Below are 621 nucleotides of genomic sequence, written 5' to 3'. Positions count from 1 at the left end.
GGCAATTGTCGAGAAGTGATGTAACGAGAAGACAATTGAACGGCTGCACGGATCGCTTCTTCTGTGATTTCAACTCCATGATGTTCTTCATAGCGAGAACGTAACCCCAACAAAACTTCTTCTGTTTCTTCTGGAGTTGGCTGATCTACGCGTATAGGAGAAAAACGTCTTTCTAATGCTGCGTCTTTTTCAATATACTTTTGATACTCATCTAAAGTGGTTGCTCCAATTGTTTGCAGTTCTCCACGGGCTAAAGCAGGTTTTATGATATTTGAAGCATCAATTGCTCCTTCAGCGCCTCCTGCTCCAATCAATGTATGCAATTCATCAATAAATAGAATCACTTCTCCGTCTTGATAAATTTCATCGATTATTTTCTTCATCCGTTCCTCAAACTCGCCTCGGTATTTTGTACCGGCGACCAACGAACCCATATCAAGCATCATTAAACGTTTGTTGGCTAATGTTGATGGAACCTCTCCCGAAGCAATTTTTTGGGCCAGTCCTTCAGCAATAGCTGTTTTACCCACTCCAGGTTCGCCAATCAAAACAGGGTTGTTTTTAGTCCGACGGCTCAATATTTGAACAATCCGTTGAATTTCTGTTTTTCTTCCTATAATT

Annotated in this window: 1 pseudogene; it reads right to left on the bottom strand. The window is 41.1% G+C overall.

The features are described 5' to 3' along the window. A pseudogene (locus RT405_RS11590) lies at window positions 1–621 on the bottom strand (AAA family ATPase); the annotation flags it as partial.

This window comes from Carnobacterium sp., assembly GCF_032094055.1.
GTDB lineage: Bacteria > Bacillota > Bacilli > Lactobacillales > Carnobacteriaceae > Carnobacterium_A.
Note: the sequence above shows the minus strand (reverse complement) of the source record. Positions and strands in the feature narration are given on the sequence as shown.